The sequence below is a fragment of the Wolbachia endosymbiont (group A) of Trypoxylon clavicerum genome, from assembly GCF_947251665.1.
GTDB classification, from domain to species: domain Bacteria; phylum Pseudomonadota; class Alphaproteobacteria; order Rickettsiales; family Anaplasmataceae; genus Wolbachia; species Wolbachia pipientis.
Map to the genome: position 1 here is coordinate 463,810 of NZ_OX366374.1, position 16,796 is coordinate 480,605.

Consider the following 16,796-nt stretch of genomic DNA (forward strand, 5'->3'; position numbering starts at 1 on the left):
TTTCTCAGTCAGCTATAGAAGAAAATTCGTCTGCACAAGAATTTTTCATAACATTCAATGTATCATAATCTGTAAAATCTAATTTTATTGGTGTGATAGTAATAAATCCTTCTTTTATTTTATTTACACTACCACTGCCTGAGTGCTCTCGAGACCAATTTAAGCTAAAAGAGCCATTCGAATTTTCAGTAAAAGTAAAATCCCCATCAATGTTATATTCACCTTGTTCAGCAAATTCTACTCCTTTTACTTTTTCCGTAGCAGGAAAATTTACACTCATCACTATGTTTTTAGGCCAACCAACCTTAACTAGCTTGGCAATAACCTTTGGTGCAAAAACCTTTGTATTGTGCCAGTCTATTTTATCATGATAAACTTGGCTCAGCGCAATAGAAGGTATAGACCTTGCAGCACCTTCCATTACAGCACCAATTGTTCCTGAATAACAAATATCGTCCCCGACATTTGATCCAATATTTACTCCGGACAATATTAAGTCTGGTTTTTTATTCATAACTTTATTTAGCGCAATAATGACACAATCTGCAGGAGTACCAGACACACTAAATTCCCTTTCACTATGTTGTTTTATTCCAATAGATTGTTTCACTGGATAATCAAGAGATCTTGCAGCTCCGCTTCTATCAGTATCTGGTGCCACTATCCATATTTCTGACGCAAAATTCCGTGCAACCTCTTTGAGTAATTTTATTCCTTCACTTCCAAAACCATCATCGTTTGTTATTAATATTATCATATACAATACTCAGCTATACAGCTCCAAATTATGTAAACCACTGGCTGTAAATAAACTCATGAGGCTTTAAGTTTCTTTGCATAACTGTGAACTGTAACAAAGAACCTGCTGTAAATCAATAGATTTCTTGCACAGGCCATAACTGTCATTACAATAGAAACGAAAAAACTTACTTGACAAACTCCGCCAGCCCCCTTATCATGAAACTGAAGCTATTTATTTATCTTCGCAATCTGTGCAGGTTAATGACAAAAAACTTAGGGTATTTGGCGTCTCATGTTTAATTTTTCGCACTACGTGCATCGCATGTCTTTAAAAATTTCTGGGTTTTTACCTATATAAGCCGAAACGCGCTTACAAAGCGTTTAAGACAGCAAAAAACGTCAAATTGACAAGGGAGAATTTGAATGCTAGCTACTACGGGGTTTCTTTGCCTTTTTTCCTGCTTAGTAAATTTCTTAAACACTTGCGGTGTAGGTTAGTTGCAAGTTAAAAGCAGCTAAATCGCTCTTAATCAAGCGTTTTAGAATAAAAAAAACGTCGATATTTTAGTACATAGTAAATAGCCAACCACCACGGGGCTTCTTTTGCCTTTTTTTTCGTTTGGTAAATTTCTTAATGTTTGTAGCTAAACGACAACCGTCATCCCGCTGCTTGTTAGCGGGATCTAGAGATACCGCGAATGAATCGCGGTATGACGTAGGACTGCTGTCATTCCAGTCTGGAATCCAAAAAAAAGGATGATGTCATCCCAGTGCTTGACACTGGGATCCAGTTTTCTTTACAAATTCACAAAAAGTGCTTCATTCTATAACGCAAAACCCATACTCACCAAACCCAATGCATTACTTGCAATTAAGTTTCCTGGATCCCAGTGTCAAGCACTGGGATGACACCCTTTTGGATGGAGACCAGTGTCAGCTACTTGCATGACACCATTCTTTTTCCTGGATCCAAGTAGTCAAGCTACTCGGATGACACCTCTGGGCGCTGGGATGACAGGAGAAGGAGGCTACTTGCATGACACCATTCTTTTTTCTGGATCCAAGTAGTCAAGCTACTCGGATGACACCCCACTGGTGGCCCACACTACAATGTTCGTACAGTTATGAAATGAATCGCGGTATGACGTGTTGCTTGGGTCAGCTATAGTATTTCCTAAAATTAATAATAAATTTCTTGGCTAGCAAAAAGCTGTAAATTTTTTTGCGAGAACTAAGCCGGCTTTTGATATAGCTAAAGGTAAGGTCACTTACTTTCTGCTTAGCATATCCATCAAATCAGATTCTTTGAGTTTACTATGGTCAACTTTACTGAACTTATTTACTATAGAGCTCATTTGATTGTACTGCTTAATCAGAAGATTAACGTCAGTTACACTTGTTCCGGACCCCTTAGAAATTCTAAGTCTTCTTTTGCCATTTAAAATATCTGGATTTTGCCTTTCTTTTTCGGTCATTGAGTTTATGATGGCTATATATTTTTTCACTTTATTGTCATCTGGCACACTGCTACTTAGCTTTTTTGTGAATGAACTAGGAATGAATTTCATTATGTTGCTAATGCCATCCATTTTACTCAGAGTTTTTAACATTCCCACTAGGTCGTTTAGGTCGAATTTACCCTTTTTTACTTTCTTTTGTAACTTATCAATTTCTTCCTGACCAACAATCTCAGCAGCTTTTTCAACCAATGATACAACATCACCCATGCTAAGTATCCTTTTTGCAATTCTATCGGGATAAAAATCATCGAGGTCACTTAATTTTTCACCACAAGCAATAAATTTAATTGGACAATCGGCGATCATTTTCATAGAAAGAGCAGCACCACCACGTGCATCACCATCAACACGGGTAAGAATAATGCCGGTTACACCTATTACCTCATTGAATGATTTGGCAATGTTGACCGCATCCTGGCCTATCATTGCGTCGGCTACTAAAATAACTTCTGCAGGTGAAGCTATTTCCTTTACGGCTTTCAACTCATTCATCATATTATTGTCAATATGAAGCCTGCCTGCGGTGTCTAGTATTAATACATCATAATTATCGTTCTTTGCTGCTGCTAGTGCCCTTTTTGTAATTGCAATAGGCCCTTCATTTATTACTATAGATAAAGTTTGTACGTCTATTTGTTTACCCAGCACCTCAAGTTGTTTCTGGGCAGCCGGCCTATAAATGTCTAAAGAGGCAAGCATCACTTTTTTCTTTTGCTTTTTTAGCTTTAAAGCAAGCTTTCCTGAGGTGGTTGTTTTACCTGCACCTTGTAAGCCCACCATCATAATCACAGCAGGGGGTTTAACTGCTAGATTTAAGTCACTTTTCTCTGATCCGAGAACTGCAACTAAATTATCCTGCACAATTTTAATTATCATTTGTGCTGGAGAAACACTTTTTATGACTTTTTCCCCAATCACTTTATCTTTAATGTCGTTGATGAATTTTTTTGCAACTTCAAGTGAAACGTCAGCTTCAATTAAGGCTATGCGTATTTCACGCATGGCAAGATTAAAATCATCTTCAGAAATGATCGACTTTCCTCTTAGTTTACTAAATACAGAATTTAAACTTTCAGTTAACGATTTAAACATAATAGCGTTAGTAGAATACTCATTAAAAAGAGAGAAGAAGCTGAAACAAAACTCACTGAGTTGTAACCCAGCACTTCTTTAAGTTTAGTAATATTATTAAAGTATAAACTAGTAAGTGAATTAGTCAAGTTTTGCAGTACATTGGCAGACATTTCTCTCACTTTAAAGATCAGTTGATTGAACAGCAAGATAATATAGGGTATGAAAGCTCTAAAAATCCAATCAACATCCATTTTAAAATTTATTCTCGGGTAAAATAACTTGCGTAAAAGAATGAACAATAAAGTGGTACATAATAACAAATTAAATTGCGACAAAATATTTTTTGTGTTGTACACAAAATCGAAAATCGAAGATTTATTGTAAATAGGTAAGTAAGGGTTGCCAGCAATTACGCATATAAATGCTAAAATAATCATAGTCATTTTACCTCCCCTCTCTGCTAAAGGTTTCGACTTACTTTTTGCAATAAATATGTAGTAAAGAAACTTGAGCCCCACGCTTAAATAAAGCAGTAAATTTAGAATCTTGTATAAGTTTTTATACACTTCTAAATTAGCACCACTTGCTTCAATCTCGACTGTAATGTATGATTTGCTAATAAATCCAGCGGTTCCAGGAAATGCAGCCATTGTAAGTATTGCGATTATAGCACACATGCCTTCCACTGACATCAGTTTACCTACTCCATTAAAACTAATTGTTTTTGTTTGTGAAATAATCGAATTACTGACCACAAACAATAATGATTGATAAACAAGAGAGAAGATTATATGCAGTATCAAAATTGGTATTGCCTTTTCCGAAGGGCTGAGTAAACCTCCTGCAATAATCAGCAAGCCCATTTGTCCTACAATATTATAGCATAAAAATCTACGAATATTTTGCTCAAGAGAAGCAAATATAATGCTGTAAATTGCAGTGATGGCGCCTACAGGCGCTAATATTTCAGTACAATCTTGCCATAGGTTATAAGTGTGTAAAAGCATCACTAAAAAAGAGACTTTAGTGGTAAATAAAGAGAGATATGTGGTGCCATGTAGCGATGCAGCAGGATATGCATCAACAACCCAAAATGAAAAAGGAAAACAAGCGCAGTTTATCAATAAACCCAAAATTATCAGGTTAGTGCTTTGAAGTGCCAATCCTGCTATTAATATAACTCCAACGAAAAAGTGTACACAAGCGTACCTTATTGCAGGTCCACTATCTCTACAGCTAGCTGCGATAATAAAAAATGCACTGACGGTCATTAATTCACAGAATATTATAACCAATATCATATGTTCAGATAAAACTGCATAAAGTGAACTGATAGTGTAAGCAGAAAAAGAAAGCATCTCTGAAAAACTCAAATTTTTTGCTGATAGAACAATTAAAAATGCAACCGATAAAAAAGATATTAGTACGATGCGAAAAGATAAATCAAAATCTAGAATTGGGAGAGACCAATTTACTGCAATGCTCAAATTTTCAGGTAATTTTAGGACTATAACTATTAATACAGTCAGTAGAAGTAACAGTGACGATTTATAAAGTTGCACAATAATTAAAACCAATATGGTTTATGCTATCTCAATATATGAATAAAATCAATTTGCATATTAACCACTAATTAAACTAATTATCATATAATTATATCAGAGTTTAGAGGGTCATAGAGAAACCGGTCAGATTAGGTTTTTAATCTAATCTGACCGACAGCTTTAATAGTGAGGTAAGCTTTAATATAGCATTCTTCATTCACAATGCTACACTCGTGCATAATTTATTTTTAATTTGTGCACGAGCGTTAGTAAATTATTTACTTTTTGAAATAAAATTTGGCATCACTTTAATATTGAGACTTAGTAAACCTCAGTAGGTCTGCCAGTTGGGCCCATAAGAATTATTTGCTCGCCTTCTCTTAAGTGTCTGCATAAATTAGTGGAGCCGCCGATTTCCAGCACAATAGTGGAAATAATTCCTTTTTTTTTGTCTACTTCAGTGCCGGTTACGGCTATACCTTCCATAGCAAGGTTTGTATTATTGGCTTTTCTGCCATTGGTTTCAAAATTTTGCAATCTAAAGAATTGCCCAGGCTTAAAATTCTTTGCCGCAAGTGGTGCTTTGATCACTATTTCCACAACTTTGTCTGTTAAATATTGAACTTTTATAACCTTTGCAGTGAATTGCTCTTTGATTTTATTGAAGAATTCTTTATTAGCCAGGTCTTCAACACTTGACCACGCATTTTTTTTCTGGCCCACAACATCACACACTGGAATGACAGAAACGAAGCTATTAACTCCACTCAAAAGCTGAGAAATAATAGGGTAGCCGTTCTTAGCACTTGCCATAGCTTTCACGACGCTGCCACTATACGAAGGGTGAAGATCACCAAAAAAGCTGATTGTTTTATTGCCTTGCTTATACACTAATATTCTATCTTTATTTTGCATTTTAGGAGAAAATATTGGGTCTATTTCTTTGCCTGATGAATTCAAATGAGTAAAATACCCATTACTTAATTTAAAATGCTTTTTATCTTCTGTTGCAATAACTGTATTTGGCTCAGTACCTGCTGCTATAAAAATAGAACGTGCTTTTATACGTTTGATTTCGCCGGATTTTGTGTCTATCAGTTTTATTGACTCAGCATGGTTATATTTATCTGTCACAACTTCAACTGGCTCTAAGTTTTCAATAAAGTAAATCCCTTCTGATAATGCGTTTTGCACCTCTTCGCTATTTAATCGATAACTTGGCGAGTCTTTCAGCTCTTTTCTATATACAACTTTCACTCCCCCGAGGCTCTGCATTAACTCTAATATTTTTATTTCTCTATTCTCTTTTTTTGCTAACTCTTGCTCTGCTTGGATCAACTTTGCGTGCGATATGAGCTCATTTGCAATTTTGTGTTCTTCTTCTGTCCAATCTTTTTCAACACAGTCCTTTCCATACTTATCAACTAATATCTCATAACGAAGAAGAAATTTTTCTACTTGAATTGGATAATACGCTAAAGCTTCAGTGGCAGTGTCAATCGCAGTAAGCCCCGCACCTATGACAACTATCGGCATACGAACTTGCAGATTTGCTATAGAATCAAATTTAAGAGCACCAGTCAGTTGTAACGACATAAGAAAGTCAGATGCCATACGTACTCCACGAGCTAGCATATTCTTTATTTTGATCATTCGTGGCTTGCCAGAGCCAAGTGCTAGGGCGATGTGATCAAAACCCGAGTTGAACGCGTCATCAACATTAATCGTGCCACCAAAACGAATGCCTCCATAAAGTGCAAAATTCTCACGTCTTTCCAGCAGTAATCTAATAATCTTTAAGTAATTCTTATCCCACCGAGAAGTAATACCATATTCTGCCACCCCACCAAACCCCCCTGCCATGCGTTCACTCAATTTTTCGTGTTCAAAATCTTTAATTAGCTGGAAATTATCGATCAAAGGTTCAATCTTTAGTCCATCAATGGCGATAACGTTATGCCCATCATTCAACAAATGATGAGCTAAATTAAAACCAGCAGGACCAAGGCCTACAACTAGAACGTTTTTTCCAGTGTTTCCTCTTGGCAATGGACGCTGAAAATTTAAAGGATTCCAACGGCTGAGCAGAGAATATATTTCAAATCCGTACGGTAAACTGAGCACATCATCCAGAATCTTTGTTTCAACCATTGGCACATTTACAGGCTCTTGTTTCTGATATATGCACGAGTTCATGCAGTCATTGCATATTCTGTGCCCAGTGGCTGCACATAGCGGATTATCTATCATCACAATTGCAAGACTTGCTATGCTGTATCCTTCGCTTTTCACCAGATTCATTTCTGATATTTTTTGCTCTAGTGGGCAGCCGTGCAGTTCAACTTTTAGTGGAGATTGTTTAAAAGTATTGTCGTTATTAATTAGCCCCTTTGAGCAGCTGTCCTTACTTTGCTTATGACAAAATATGCAGTAGTGAGCATTATCTAGTGCTTTATTCAAACTCACCTTTTTGCTTGTTAGATCAAAACCGTATCGTCTTTTTACTTCATTTGAATACAGCACTTCAACTTTGTCCACTTCTTTTTTAGAAAATGGTATGAGGTTTTCGTGGTCAATTTTTTTATGAATACTGAATAATATACTCTGTTTATTTTTTACTCTCCACACTGCATATTGTGCCGCAAGTTCTATTTCCTCTTTGTGATCCTCTTTATTTTCAAACCAATGCATCACCTGCTCAGCAAAATTTTTTTCTGTTGTTGGCAAAGTGAGAAAATGACTTAGTTTGTTAGTAATATCTATATTCGCCACATTAGTGTATTTCTTCAATGCATAGCGTTGGACAAATAATCTTTTGCACTTATATATTACAGCAAAGTCGTTGTGCTTTTTCTTTAGCTCCTCTATTTCTTTTTCAACATTGAAAAGTTTTGCAATAAATTCATCAAGTAAATATGAGAGGTCTACTATTAACTGACTATCTGTCATCCAAGTAGCTGACCGTCCTTCTTGTTTTCTAGATCCCAGTGTCAAGCACTGGGATGACGGGGGGTGACACTGGGATGATGGGAGGTGACACTGGGATGACATCGAAGAAGAAGCTGCTTTTTCTCTTGCTTCAATTAATGAACAAAACAAGCTCTCATCACATGATTTGATATAATTCAAAAATGTCTCATTTAATTTTATTAATCCATCACGAGTATATAGATTCGAAAATGAGATTTTGAAATTCAGCTTCATTGCTATACTATACAGTGTACATGCTGTTTCTTACAGATAAAGATTTTATTTATTTTGCAATACTGCTGAGATTGTTGCTTCTGCAACTTTTTCTTCGCTAACAGATGCAATACACCTAAATTTGTGTACACCTAAACACACACTTTGAATGTTAGCTTGAAGAATCAATGTGTCCCCTGGAGTAACTAGCTTTCTGAATTTTGCATTTTCAATGGATCTCAAGTAAACAACTTTATTTTCTATTGTTTCTTTACCTAGAACACATATAGCAGATGCCTGAGCTAGAGATTCAATTATCAAGACTCCTGGCATTATCGGATGACCAGGGAAGTGGCCAATAAAAAATGGCTCATTGAAAGTCACATTTTTGATTGCTTTTATACTTTTACCAGGATCACACTCTATAACTCTATCTACTAAGAGAAACGGATAAGAATGTGGTAGTATTTTTATAATATCACTGATATTAAATTGCATAAGTCTATTCAATGCCTTTTAAAGCAAATTCAGGTATTTCCTTGTTTACATTTTTTAGTACCACATCTGATAAATCAACTTCGTCCATAGAGTATAAAACTTGATTCTTTTTTGAAATAAATAGTACTAAATCTATGTTGTTTTTTTCTGCCGTTCTTTTAGCAACTTCTTTTATTTTATTAAAGACACTCTCTACTGCGTCTCTATAGCTTTCTTCTAAATGTAACATTTTTTTAGCGTAATTATCTCTAGTATTTACAGTGTGCTTATTAAATTGTCCTGTCTTTTCCTTTTTTGCTTCTTCTGACAAAAGGTCAAATTCTTCTTTTGATGGCTTAAGTTTTTCTAACTCATTTTCAAATTCTTGTTGTAATCTAGAATTCTGCTCCTTTATTTGTTGTTGTATATTTTGCAGAGCAAGAGATTCATTGATGACTTTGTCACTATCGATAATTGCAGCCTTTGTGTTCTGAGGTTGATATCCTACAAACTTATACCCCACAAATAAGGAAATAATTAAGGCAATAACTGATATAAATAACTGTATATATTTCATTCAAATCCCCGCTTCAATAGAAAATTTAACATTTGGTGATGGTATTATATCATAAGATTCCTTTACTAAAGGAAACCCGAAATCCAATCTAAGTCTACCAAAAGGAGAAAGCATTGAAAAGCCAAAACCTGGTGACACTCTTATAAGCTTACTATCATTATATGGATCTTTATATTTCCCATTTTTATCATCTAAGCCGAAAAGTGTCGCATAGTCAACAAATAATGAGCCTTTGATACCAGCATAGTCATATAGTTTTGGTAGTGGGAAATCTACTTGCTGTGTTAAATTAAAATAAGTTTTGCCTCCTAGTGAGCTTTTATTTTTGTCTTCTGCTCTTGGTCCAATACCGGAAAGGTCAAACCCTCTAATCTCATTACCCCCTTTAAAAAAGTGCTGGCCAATGTTTAGATCTTCATCGGTATAAGAAAAAATATGACCTGCTGACATCTTAAAGCGTAGCGTTATATCATCGTCAATTTTGCTTAATATAGGGTGCGTATAAAAAGATAAGAATTCAGATTTCAGGAAATTCACGTTTCCTCCCAATCCTGAAATATCCTGACTTAAGCGCAGTAAATACCCTTCTTTTGGGGCATATAGATTATCCAGTTTATTATATGCCAACGTGTATCCCACTGATGAAATCTGATGTTCACCTTTTCGGTCCAGTATTATTTCAGAGATATCGGTGTCTTGTCCACCCTTATTATCCATGTGTATATGATTATACTTATAAGAATAGCGAAGGGAATTAGTTAAGTTCTCTGTGACTTTATATGATAACTTTGTAAAAAATCCCATATCGCAACTATCAAAAGTAGTGTTTGGCTTATCTTGTTTTTCGTAAAATACGCCTACACCTAGTGACGTATCAGAATCATTAAAATTATTTTCAACAAACTCTAAATCAGTAGAAAATACGTATTGACTTTTTTCGAGAGCAAAAGAGAGCTCTTTTCCAGTACCAAATAAATTACGGTCTTTGAGGTCAATTTTAATCAATGCTCCACCAGGAAGAGACACACCGCCTCCCAAATACAACGAAGTAGTGTTTTTTTCTTTTACATTTAAGTCAAGATTTACTGCATCGTCATTAACTGCGTAACTATTTACTTTCACTGTTTCAAAAAAATCACTACTCATTAGTTTTTTGCGTGACTTTTGAATCTCAGATATATTGTACGCATCACCTTCTGCTACACTTAGCTTACTTCTGATCACTTTATCTAAAGTGCGATCGTTACCATCAATTGTAATTTGATTTATATAAATCTTTTTACCCGGCAGCACTCTGTAGGTTACATCTACAACGTTGTCACGTTGTGCATACTCTGGATTAACTTTTGCAAATATATATCCTTTTTCATTTAAATATTTGTTTATTTTTTCTACTGTATTATTAATTTTAACTCTATTAAATATCTTATCGTTTTCCTCTGTTATAAAATCCAATAGTTCTTCTTTTAGGCTCAAATCCTGAATTTCAGTTTCAATATTAACCTCATTATTTCCAAACAAATACTGCTGTCCTTCGTCAATCAAAAAAGTTAACTCTGTTTGATTGTTATTATCAACCTCAACAATTGGTTGAATATTATTTTGAATATATCCCTTAGACGAATAAAAACGATCGAGCAATTCTGTGTTAATCAATAGATATTGCGGTGAATAATGATTTTCGCCTTTAAAAATGGCTCTAAATAACTTACTAAATATGTCATTACTATGTCTTTTAATAACTTGCTCTAGCTCATTTTCAGAAAAGTTTTTATTGCCTATAAATCTTATATCCTTAATTTTAGAGGTTTTGCCTTCTTTTATTTTGAAAATTAGATTGACCCTATTACTATCGAGCTTCTCCAACTCATATTCAATTTTAACGCCAACCTTACCGTTATTTCTATAAGTAGTGATTAAATTCATTAAATCGTTTTGCAATTTTGTTTCAGTGAAAATAGTTAGTGATTTTGACTGAATCACATTATTTAGTAACTCTTTGCTATTAAATAACTTATTACCCTTTAATATTATCTTGTTAATTAGTGGATTTTCTTGAATTTTTATTACCAAATTTTTTTTATCATCTATGTAAGCATTAACACTAGCAAATAGCTTTGTTTTATATAAACCTTTTATAATCAAATCTATATCATCGTCGTTTACATAATTACCAGGTTCCAATTTTATATAAAAACCTATTGTTTGATTGCTTACACGCTCATTACCAATATATTTGATATCTTTTATCTGCGTTTTTTCCTTATTTTCTAAAGCAACAAGTAGAGTAGGAAAAGAGATAAAAATTATTATTAGTATGTGGAATAGCTTTTTCATATGTATCTTAAAAAAGATGCCTAATATCATTTGAGATTGCAACTGCCATCAACAAGAACAATATGGAAGCACCAAAAGTAGCTGCATATTTTTGATATTTCAAACTTAAATCTCGACGTATAACTGCTTCTATAATATAGTGAAATAAATGCCCACCATCTAGTAGCGGAATTGGTAGCAAGTTAATTGCAGCTAAATTAGCTGAAATAATTGCCATGAAATACACAACCATAACGAACCCCTTTTTAGCTGATTGCCCTGAATACTTTGCGATTTTTATTGGCCCACCTATTTCATTGATACTCCTTTTACCAACAATAATGTGAAAGAGAGCTTTGATCGTTAAGCACATAGTGTGGTAAGTTTCACTTACTGATAAGCTCACAGCCCCAAGAAAAGACGACTGCTTTAATGTATTGACTGAAATAATCCCTATAGTTTCTCTTTCTATTGTGTTGCCAAAAACGTCTTTGTCCTTGATTATTAATGGAGTTAAACTGGTCCTGTGCTTCTCATTATTTCTGCTATACTCAATCTCCATTCTTGTTTTAGGATTCGACATTATCACACGTGAAATATCTTCAAAGTATTTTATTTTATGCTCATTGATTTGTGTAATAGTGTCACCTGGCAACAAACCAGCTTGCTTAGCTGCACTACCTTCGATTACATTTCTAATCACCGGTGGAGTGCGATAATAACCTGCTATGCTAAAAAATATTGTAAAAGCTATAACAGCAAATACCATATTTGCAAAAGGCCCTGCAAAAACTACTGCTGCTTTTTTATGCCGCGGTTTTGTATGAAATGAATACAACTTTTCTTCTTCGGCTAAATTTTGTTGATCAGCTGGGACACTTGCTGCATTGTTGTCCCCTAGCATTTTAACATAACCACCCAATGGAACAACGCTTAATTTCCATCTAGTTCCGGACTTATCGTTAAAACCAAAAATTTCAGGACCAAAACCTATGGAAAAAGATTCAACTTTAACTTTGCATGCTTTGGCAACAACATAATGCCCATATTCATGCACGAATACTATGACAGAAATTATTAAAGAAAATGATAAAAAATAATATATTCCATCGCTAAATTGATGGATAAGATTAGAAATTAATTCCACCTGTATATTTAGATCTTAACAAAATGTTAAGTATATTAAAATGCGCCTCGCTTGACAAGTATTTAGTTTAACTTTTAAATTAAAAAAAGTTTAATTGTAATGACAGATACCTCACTACTCAGAAGAAAATTAATATATAGAAGCTGGCATAGGGGTTGCAAAGAAACCGATATACTTTTAGGGCATTTCGCATTGAAATATCTTGATAAATTTTCCTTAAGCGAACTAATCGAATACGAAAAAATAGTTGATCTTGATGATTACGAATTATATTGTTACATAACTCGTAAGACAAACCTCCCTCCTGGCTTGAATAGTCAGATAGTCAATTTAATTGCTTGCTTTATTGAAGCTAATCCTTTATGCACTCAAGATTAGTGATAATCTTATTTACCTTATCTAGTACCTCAGTATATTCTATTCTTTTCTCGTTTCTATACTTTGCGCGCTCTTGATTTACTTCATCTAATCGCTTTGTTAATTCTAAAATTTTATCCTCAAGAATTAGTGCTGCAAGTAAGAAATTTAATGCATCCGAACCCTTACCTCCAGTTTTTTGAGATACAGAACTAACTAACTTGTCAAAACTATTAGCAAGGCGTAATAAATGATTCCCCTTCCCACTTTCGCAAGATATTTTATATGTGTTATTACGTATAACTATTTCTACTACTTGCATATGGTGCTAAAAATTTCTATCGTACAGTATAAACTCAAACCCCTACTTTCATCTTATTTATGGTATAAATTTTTATTCATTTATCAAATCAGATAATTTTTTACTGCTACGAAAATATGTTTTAAAGTATTGATTCTTTGTAAACTTCTGTAACATTAAATGGCTTGTTTCTTTCAAGTTATAACTTCTAACTGAAAAAGAACCAAACCCCCTAATTTCAACTCTATTATGATGTTTCAATGTGCTTGAAAGTATCCCAAAAAATCTATCAACTATAGCTGCTATAACAATCTTATCTAAAAAAGGATGTCTTTTTGCTACCCTCACTATTATATCAGACTTTGTTGCCATTTATATGAAGCAAAATAAGTAAACCTTATCACTTAGCAGATAATGCTATGTTATATTCTTCAACACCCAATACTTCAACTTCTATTTTTTCTGATATAGAGAATTTTTTATTCTCTGGTAAATGCTCTTGATCTATTAGAAGGGTTACATCGTTCTCAACTTCAACGACTAGTCCATTATCTTCTCTCTTACCTACAATAACCTGTATTTTATCACCTACCTTAACTTTCTTTATCAGTTCTTCAAGAGGATCATACTCTATTTGTTTTATTCCAAGATAAATTCTTGCCCGATTCACGTTAGCCCTTATTACTTTTGCTTCTATTTTATCACCTACATTATACTTCTTTATCTCATCTGAACCATTTTTAGACCAACTAAAATCTTTCACATATATTGTCCCTTCTACGTTCTCATCTATTTCAGAATCACCGAAAGCAACAGATACATATGAGCCGGTATTATTCTTCACTTCACCAGAAACAATAGAACCAGGAGAATATTTATTGATAAATACTTGCCAAGGGTTGTCTACACACCTTTTCATGCTTAAACTCATCCTACTCTTAGCAATGTCAATACTGAGAATTTTTACATATACTTCTTGTCCCCTTGTTACGAGACTACTAACTGGTAAATTACTCTTAACCCAAGTTATTTCCGACGAGTGCACTAAACCTTCAATTCCAGGTCTAAGCTCAACAAATAATCCATAATCTTCTATGCTTGTTACATAACCCTTATGCACACTATCAACTGGATATTTTGACTCTGCATCTTGCCAAGGGCTATCTTCTAGCTGCTTCACACCCAAGGAAATTTTAGCATTTTCCTTGTCTATTTTTATAATTTTAACTTTTATAGTCTGACCACAAGTAAAAACTGCAGACGGATGACTTACCCTACTCCAAGAGATATCTGTAATATGTAACAATCCATCTATAACTCCCACTACATCTGATTCATGAATACCGACAAATACACCGTAATGAGTGATACTTTTTATTTTCCCTTCTATTATATCGCCTTCATTTAAAGATTCTAAAAATTTAATTTTTTCACCAGCGTGCAATTTTTCTAACACCAGCTTTCTTGATACTACAATATTGCCCTGCTTCTTATCCATTTTAAGCACGATGAACTTTTGTTCAGTTTCAATAAGGTGCTTCGCATCTTTTACTTGCTTCAAATCCACATGACTCAGCGGTAAAAAAGCGCTTATTCCGTCACCAAGATCAACAATAAAGCCACATTTAATTGAGCGTTTAATAACTCCGCTTACTTCAGCCCTTGTAACTGTATCTTCTTCCAACTTATTCCATTTTTCGTCCCTAATTGCTTTTTCACGACTAAGAACAACATTACCATGATAATCTTCAATTCTTTCCACATAAACTCTGATTTTCGAGCCAATAATGACCTCATCATTACAACCGAGTTCCTTGATCAGAATTCTCCCGTCAGATTTTAAACCAATATCAACCACAACGTCGTTAGGGTTTATTCTTGTAATTACACCTTCTACCACATCTCCTTCTTTAATTTTGTTAACAAAAGAATCTTCAAACAAGGTATTATCTTGATCCTCAAATTGGCCTTGACATATCTCTTCTATAAATTTGTTTGATGATAGCTTTCTGATAGTAACCGGTAGATTTACGACTGGATTATTATTATTCATACCTTTAACTTAAACTTTATTAGAACTCATATATTATATAATATTAACAATTATTGACAAGTAATTTTTCATTAACTCATTTCGAGAATTGTTTAAGCTATATAAAATATAGTGAGAAAATTATATATGTATCAAGAATATGCTATTTAAGAATAGCAAGTGGATTAGATCGTTCTCCAGAAGGTCCAGGCTAAAACCTGATGTTGATGAAATATTGGAAAAATATTCTATTCAAAACAGCAAGGAATCTATAGAGAAAATTGTAAATTCACAAAAAAGAATATGGGTAGAAATAGGCTTTGGCAACGGTGAAAATATGCTTTACCAGGTGCTCAATGAACCTGATCTATTATTTATAGGATGTGAGCCCTACTTAAAGGGGGTTTCTCGCTTGCTAACAAACATAGAAATACAGAACATAAAAAATATTTTAATGTGGACAGAAGATGCAAGAGAATTGATTGCAAATTTTCCTGATAACAGTGTTGAAAGATTCTTTATTCTCTTTCCAGATCCATGGCCAAAAAGAAGTCACAATAAAAGACGATTAATTAATACGGAATTTTTAAATTTATTAGCAAAAAAAATACTTATAACAGGGGAAATATTCATTGCAACCGATCATCAGGACTATGCAGAGTGGATAGCATCACATATAAAGCAGTGTAACTCTTTAATCTATAGGGAAGACGATTTCACAAGTTATACTCTTACAAAATACCACAGAAGAGCGCTCAAAGATCAGCGTAAAGTGAGGTTCTTTAAAGTAAGTGTTATTAATAATTTGCAGACTATGGATCAATAGAGTTTTTGCATATCTCTTTTACGTTAACTATAGATTAAAAATAATAAAAAAAGAGGGAGAAATAGAGTAAATTCCTTTAACTACTTCTCCTTATGAAGGAATAGACTTCTTGCATAACCCAAACTAAGTAGAAAAAAGGTATCATCCAAGTAGCCCCTTTCTCGTCATGCCGCTGCGAATCGTCATACCGCCGCGGCGCTAACAAGAGATCCCGCTGCGGGATGACGAGGTCAGGGTGTCATGAAAGTAGCTGACACTGGTTTCCATCCAAGACAGCAGTAGCCCCTTCGGTGTCATTCCAGTGCCCAGACACTGGTTTCTATCCAAAAGGGTGTCATCCCAGTGCCCAGACACTGGGATCCAGGAATTTTATTAAGTTGGTAAGCATAAAAGTGTTATGTAAAATACAACGTTCTTGATGGGATTGCGTGAAATGCTGGATCCCAGTGTCAAGCACTGGGATGACAAAAAAAGGAGCACTGGCATGACACCTCTCTTGGACTCTTTTAGCCACAAACATTAAGAAATTTACTAAATGAAAAAAAAGGCAAAAGAAGCCCCGTGGTGCGAGTTTTGACTCTATATTACTGTAAGTGGCGCTGTAATAATGTGCTAACGCTTAAAATAAGCGCGATTTGGCTGAATGTAGAAAAAATTTAAAAGACATGCAGCCGCTATAATTTTATGTAATCCGCCAATAA

The 16,796-nt window shown here is 34.4% G+C and carries 13 protein-coding genes; 2 read left to right on the forward strand and 11 right to left on the reverse strand.

Features of this window, described 5'->3' with window-relative positions:
• Positions 1-4: 4 nt before the first annotated feature.
• The 8 genes from surE to rseP all read right to left on the reverse strand — a co-directional run bounded on the left by surE (position 5) and on the right by rseP (position 12,579).
• The gene (gene surE / locus OPR60_RS02345) at positions 5-757 is read right to left on the reverse strand and encodes a 5'/3'-nucleotidase SurE (protein WP_065094512.1); all 753 of its coding nucleotides are present in this window, start codon (positions 755-757) and stop codon (positions 5-7) included.
• A gap of 1,252 nt (positions 758-2,009) precedes the next feature.
• Entirely contained in the window at positions 2,010-3,353 is a 1,344-nt protein-coding gene (gene ffh, locus OPR60_RS02350; protein WP_265039925.1) for a signal recognition particle protein, read from the reverse strand.
• The gene (locus OPR60_RS02355; protein ID WP_265039926.1) at positions 3,338-4,897 is read right to left on the reverse strand and encodes a proton-conducting transporter transmembrane domain-containing protein; all 1,560 of its coding nucleotides are present in this window, start codon (positions 4,895-4,897) and stop codon (positions 3,338-3,340) included. The genes ffh and OPR60_RS02355 overlap by 16 nt, the downstream gene beginning before the upstream one ends.
• 303 nt (positions 4,898-5,200) lie before the next feature.
• Positions 5,201-8,083: an FAD-dependent oxidoreductase gene (locus OPR60_RS02360; protein ID WP_265039927.1), complete on the reverse strand. Its 2,883-nt coding sequence runs from the start codon at positions 8,081-8,083 to the stop codon at positions 5,201-5,203.
• A gap of 45 nt (positions 8,084-8,128) precedes the next feature.
• Positions 8,129-8,560 carry a 3-hydroxyacyl-ACP dehydratase FabZ gene (gene fabZ, locus OPR60_RS02365; RefSeq protein WP_065094742.1) on the reverse strand — a complete coding sequence of 144 codons (432 nt, stop codon included), beginning with the start codon at positions 8,558-8,560 and terminating at the stop codon, positions 8,129-8,131.
• 4 nt (positions 8,561-8,564) lie between these two features.
• Positions 8,565-9,116 carry an OmpH family outer membrane protein gene (locus OPR60_RS02370; protein WP_065094743.1) on the reverse strand — a complete coding sequence of 184 codons (552 nt, stop codon included), beginning with the start codon at positions 9,114-9,116 and terminating at the stop codon, positions 8,565-8,567.
• Entirely contained in the window at positions 9,117-11,453 is a 2,337-nt protein-coding gene (gene bamA / locus OPR60_RS02375; RefSeq protein WP_265039929.1) for an outer membrane protein assembly factor BamA, read from the reverse strand.
• Positions 11,454-11,460: 7 nt separating this feature from the next.
• Positions 11,461-12,579, reverse strand: a complete 1,119-nt coding sequence (gene rseP / locus OPR60_RS02380; protein WP_265039931.1) for an RIP metalloprotease RseP — start codon at positions 12,577-12,579, stop codon at positions 11,461-11,463.
• Positions 12,580-12,678: 99 nt separating this feature from the next.
• Here rseP and OPR60_RS02385 point away from each other — a divergent pair, with 99 nt between their 5' ends.
• Positions 12,679-12,957, forward strand: a complete 279-nt coding sequence (locus OPR60_RS02385) for an FAD assembly factor SdhE (protein ID WP_006279484.1) — start codon at positions 12,679-12,681, stop codon at positions 12,955-12,957.
• On the opposite strand, the gene OPR60_RS02390 is transcribed toward OPR60_RS02385, so the two are convergent.
• The 3 genes from OPR60_RS02390 to OPR60_RS02400 form a co-directional block, all read right to left on the reverse strand.
• Positions 12,932-13,258, reverse strand: a complete 327-nt coding sequence (locus OPR60_RS02390) for a cell division protein ZapA (RefSeq protein WP_065094745.1) — start codon at positions 13,256-13,258, stop codon at positions 12,932-12,934. The two genes, OPR60_RS02385 and OPR60_RS02390, sit on opposite strands and share 26 nt — an antisense overlap.
• 72 nt (positions 13,259-13,330) lie before the next feature.
• The gene (locus OPR60_RS02395; protein ID WP_265036667.1) at positions 13,331-13,609 is read right to left on the reverse strand and encodes an HU family DNA-binding protein; all 279 of its coding nucleotides are present in this window, start codon (positions 13,607-13,609) and stop codon (positions 13,331-13,333) included.
• 28 nt (positions 13,610-13,637) lie between these two features.
• Positions 13,638-15,290, reverse strand: coding sequence for a 30S ribosomal protein S1 (locus OPR60_RS02400; protein ID WP_065094747.1), 1,653 nt, complete (start codon positions 15,288-15,290; stop codon positions 13,638-13,640).
• A gap of 139 nt (positions 15,291-15,429) precedes the next feature.
• On the opposite strand from OPR60_RS02400, the gene trmB reads away from it, so the two are divergent.
• Positions 15,430-16,095, forward strand: coding sequence for a tRNA (guanosine(46)-N7)-methyltransferase TrmB (gene trmB / locus OPR60_RS02405; protein WP_012673367.1), 666 nt, complete (start codon positions 15,430-15,432; stop codon positions 16,093-16,095).
• Positions 16,096-16,796: the final 701 nt, after the last annotated feature.